3 protein-coding genes and 1 tRNA gene are annotated in these 5,084 nt (G+C 32.6%); all 4 read left to right on the top strand.

The genetic code is table 11. The features are described from left to right. Positions 1-21 precede the first annotated feature (21 nt). Positions 22-98: transfer RNA gene (locus ACTCDL_RS13880), tRNA-His, on the top strand. A gap of 708 nt (positions 99-806) precedes the next feature. Then, positions 807-2,525 carry a type II secretion system ATPase GspE gene (gene gspE, locus ACTCDL_RS13875; protein ID WP_463178053.1) on the top strand — a complete coding sequence of 573 codons (1,719 nt, stop codon included), beginning with the start codon at positions 807-809 and terminating at the stop codon, positions 2,523-2,525. A 14-nt stretch (positions 2,526-2,539) separates the two neighbouring features. Next, positions 2,540-3,598, top strand: coding sequence for a type IV pilus twitching motility protein PilT (locus tag ACTCDL_RS13870; protein ID WP_463178051.1), 1,059 nt, complete (start codon positions 2,540-2,542; stop codon positions 3,596-3,598). 103 nt (positions 3,599-3,701) lie between these two features. Then, on the top strand, positions 3,702-4,901 hold the full coding sequence (locus ACTCDL_RS13865) for a type II secretion system F family protein (protein WP_463178049.1): 1,200 nt from the start codon (positions 3,702-3,704) through the stop codon (positions 4,899-4,901). Positions 4,902-5,084 lie beyond the last annotated feature (183 nt).

The following is a 5,084-nucleotide window of genomic DNA, read 5'->3' as shown; positions in this document are numbered from 1 at the left end:
TTTTAAAAATTAATAAATATGGTGGATATAGCTCAGCTGGTTAGAGCGCAGGATTGTGGCTCCTGAGGCCGTGGGTTCGAATCCCATTATCCACCCCATTTTAATCTCCATATAGGAGGTTTTTTTACTTTTTTGTTAAAATAATTGAAGAATATTAATCTTTATAATAGTAGATAATTTTTTAAATAAAAATTACTTTAATGTATTGATTAAAAAAAGAATATATGGTATTATAATCTTATGCAAAGATAATATGGAAAAGAGCGTCGAAGCACAATCTATAGTTGGTTGCCTGGACTGTGCAGAGCTAATGGCAAACCCACCAGAATAATTATTTTGGTGGGTTTTATTATTTGAAAATTAAAATCATAAAAATTAATATTTATTATACTTAGAAATATATCCATCATAATAAAAAATATCCATAAAATGAAGGGGTTAAATTCTAAATATAGAATATATAATTATATATCCTATATTTTAAAAAATTGTAACATAACGAATATGGCTTTTATTAGAAAGAATTGTTTGTCATAAGATACATAAGTATATAATTTGACTTATAAGAAAAATAACATTATAATGAGTTATTTTAAAATAGAGAAATTATTTAGCTTTCTTTTTTTATATATAAATGAAAAGGTAATTTTATAGGATTATTTATAATTTATAAGATAATAAGTATATAAGCATATAAGTATATCCATTAAGTAATACTTACTAAGTATTCTTATGGATTTTTTTATTCCAAATACAGTTCATCCAGATAAAGCAAATAATTATTTGTAATGATCGGAGGATATAAGATGATTAAGAAGAAAAGGCTAGGGGATATTTTAGTTGAGGCACAATTCATTACAGAAGAACAGTTACATGAAGCTTTAAAAGTTCAAAAAGGAACTGATAAGCGCTTAGGAGTTGTTTTACAAGAATTAGGTTTAGTTACTGACCAGGATTTAGTGGAAGCTTTAGAATTTCAATTGGGGATACCCCAAGTTGATTTAGAAAAATTCTTCATTGATTCGAATGTAATTAAAATTATACCTCCAGAGTTAGCTCAAAGGCACCATGCTATTCCGATTAAGAAGAGAGGAAATATCTTAACTGTAGCTATGGAAGATCCTTTAGATGTAATGGCTATTGATGATATTAAAATTAAGACTAATTGTGAGATTATTCCTGTTATTGCAACTAGAACTGAAATTGAACATACTTTAGAGAAGTATTTTGGGAATAGTGACATAATTAGTGAATTTTTAGACAATATTAATTCTGACTGGCAAGACTCTTTAGAAAATGACATAGAAGAAGGTGAATTGAGGGAGTTAGTAGATGATGCACCAGTTGTTAAATTAGTAAATAATATCATTGCTGATGGTGTCAAGTTACGAGCTAGTGATATTCACATAGAACCTTTAGATGAAGATATACAGATAAGGTATAGAATAGATGGTATCTTACAAAATACTATGAATAATGTTCCTAAAAGTGCTTTGCCTGCTTTGGTTTCTAGAATAAAAATTATGTCTGATTTAGATATAGCTGAGAGGCGAGTTCCTCAGGATGGTAGGATTCAAATGACTATTCAAGGAAAAGAGATAGATTTGCGTGTTTCTACTTTACCTACTGTTAAAGGGGAAAAAGTAGTTATGAGAATTTTAGATAAAAGCAATTTAATGTTAAAATTAGATGATCTAGGTTTTATAGCAGAACATTTAGAGGTTTTTAAAGAGATGATCAACCATCCCCATGGAATGATATTGATTACTGGTCCTACGGGGAGTGGTAAAACAACCACACTTTATTCTGCATTAAGTTCCCTTGATAGTGAGCATGAAAATATTATTACAGTTGAAAATCCAGTTGAGTATAGGCTAGATGGTATTAATCAAGTCCAGACAAATAATAAGGCTGGACTGACTTTTGCGAGTGCTTTGCGTTCTATCTTGCGGCAAGATCCAGATATAGTATTAATAGGTGAGATTCGTGATAAGGAGACAGCAGAGATTGCCATTAATGCTGCTTTGACTGGACATTTAGTCTTGAGTACTCTCCATACTAATGAGGCTGCTGGTGCTTTAACAAGGTTAGTAGATATGGGAGTAGAGCCATTTTTGGTATCATCGTCTATAGTAGGAGTTGTAGCACAACGCCTTGTAAGAAGAATTTGTCCACATTGCAAAGTTAAGTCTAGAGAAAAATTAGTGGACAAGGATTTAGAAAAGTACTTAGGTGCAGGAAATAACACAATTGATTTTTATCATGGCAAAGGTTGTAGAGAATGTAATGAGACAGGATATAGAGGTCGAGCTGCTATTCATGAAATTTTAGAGATAGATAATGGTATTAAAAGAATGATAGTACAGGGTGCTTCAACAGAGGATATTGCTGAAAGAGCAATGGCAGATGGGATGATTACTTTAGAAGCTTCTGGTCTATATAAAGTTAATGAAGGAATTACTACATTAGAAGAGGTAATGAGAGTTACTAAAGTACAATTAGGAAAACCGGAATTTATTGAGTAAGGAAGGTGTGATTTATGAAATTAGAGGAGTTATTAAAAAAGGGGATTAAACTAGGTGCTTCAGATATTCATTTAACCGTTGGAATTAAGCCTATGGCTAGAATTAATAGTAAATTACAAGAAATTGAAGATGCGATGATAACTCCAGATAAAATCATGGAATTAATTGGTGAAATGATGGAGGATACTAATAGAGAAGTATTTAAGAAAAAAGGAGAGGTTGACTTTGCTTTTCATTTAGATTGTGATGGTTTTGATCACCGTTTTAGGGTTAATGCTTTTCAGCAAAGAGGTAGTGCTGCTGCTGTTTTAAGAATTATTCCTCATAAGATTCCTCCTTTAAAAGAGTTGGGCTTGCCCCAAGAGTTAAAAGAGATATCTTTACGACCAAGAGGATTATTTTTGGTTACAGGTCCTACTGGAAGTGGTAAGTCAACTACTTTAGCTTCTATGATAGATTACATTAATCATAAAGTTGATAGACATATTATTACGTTGGAAGACCCAATTGAATATGTTCATCGCCATAATGAATCTATTATTAATCAAAGAGAAGTAGGTTCTGACACACTAAGTTTTGCTAATGGGTTGCGGGCAGCATTGCGCCAAGATCCTGATATTATCTTAGTTGGTGAGATGAGAGATTTAGATACTATCTCTACAGCTATTACAGCAGCTGAAACAGGTCATTTGGTTTTAGGTACATTACATACCAATGGTGCAGCTGAAAGTATTGAGCGGGTTATTAATGTCTTTCCACCTCATCAGCAACAACAGATTAGAACTCAGTTAGGTTTAACGTTACAAGGGGTATTATCTCAACAGTTGATACCTACTTTTGATGGTTTAGATAGAGCTTTAGCTACTGAACTATTAATTGTAAATAATGCAGTTAAGAACTTAATCAGAGAAGGTAAAGTCCATCAAATTGAGTCGATAATGCAGACTAATAGAAGTTCAGGAATGCATACCATGGATTATTCATTGAAGAAACTTTATCAAGAGAACAAGATAACTTGGGATGATACCATGAATAGAGCAAATAACATCAATTATATTAAAAATTTAATTTAAATTTTGCAGGAGTTACAACCTTAAATGTTAAAATATATATATATTGTATTTAATAGGAATAACTATATAGGATATTGTTCTAATTTTGGGAAAGGGGATAATGATGGCAGAATTTATTTATCAAGCCAGAAGCGCTGAAGGCAATCGGTTAGATGGTTCACTAGAAGCTGATAATGAGCAGATGGCAGTTAAAAGATTGAGAGATAAAGGTTATTATATTATCAGTATTGAAGAGTATAAAAATCGGAATATTAATTTTAAACTTTTCTCAAGAGTTGGATTGAAAGATTTAGTTGTATTTTCTCGCCAATTTGCAACTATGATTAATGCCGGAATATCATTGGTAAGAGCTCTAGAGATTTTATCAACTCAAACTGATAATTTAAAACTACGAGAGGCTATCACTTCTATTAAAGATAATGTTGAAGGTGGAATGCCTTTATCAGCAGCCTTAGAAGAGAAGAAGAAGATATTTCCTGATCTGTTTATTAGTATGGTAGCTGCTGGAGAAGCAGGTGGATTGCTTGATGAGACTTTAGAAGAGATGGCAGACCATTTAGAGAGTGAAAATGAACTCAGGCAGAAAATATTCTCTGCTTTGGCTTATCCAGCAGTAATCAGCTTTGTATCTCTCTGTTCAGTTGTCTATTTGATTGTAGGTGTTTTGCCTACTTTTGTAGATATGTTTACTGATATGGATATAGAATTACCTGCTATCACTAAATTTGTCCTTGCTCTAAGTGCTTTTGTTAGTTCGTATTGGTGGCTTATATTAGTTATGTTTGCAATGTTGATTTTCGGAATATACTTTTACCGCAAAACTGGACAAGGTAGGCGGAATATTGATAGAATAGTTTTAAAAATCCCAATAATTGGAGATTTGAGTACGAAGTTGGCAACTGCCCGTTTTACTAAAACTCTCAGTGTGTTGATCAGTAGCGGGGTATCTATCATTGAAAGTCTCGAAATTGTAGAAGCTGTGATGAGTAATAAGGTAGTAGCCGAGAATATCAGCCAAGCTAAACAGGCAATCACTGAAGGGGAGAGTATGGTCTTGCCTTTAAGACAACAAGGAATATTTCCACCTATGCTCTTACAGATGATCAATGTTGGTGAAGAGACTGGTCGTTTAGATGAGATGCTACTGCGAGTAGCTGGTTTTTATGAGCAAGAGGTTAAAGCTAAAACAGAAGGGCTGGTCTCGTTGATTGAGCCCTTATTGATAGTAATTCTAGGGTTGGTTGTAGGTGGCATAATGATGTCTGTTATGTTACCTATGTTTGATATGATCAATGGTATTTAATGACAAGCTGTGATTCTCTTTAATTTTGGCTATTTTTATCGAATAATAATTAATGCACATATTATTTTTTCTTTAATATATTAGTCATACGCGTTAACTTAAGCCGAATTTTGACAATTAGTCAATGGAATAGTATATTCCATCAATCTGTCTAAAGTTGTTTTTCGCTTACGTTTCTCATAT

Source organism: Orenia sp. (assembly GCF_055140805.1).
This window is presented reverse-complemented; position numbering and strand designations above follow the sequence as displayed.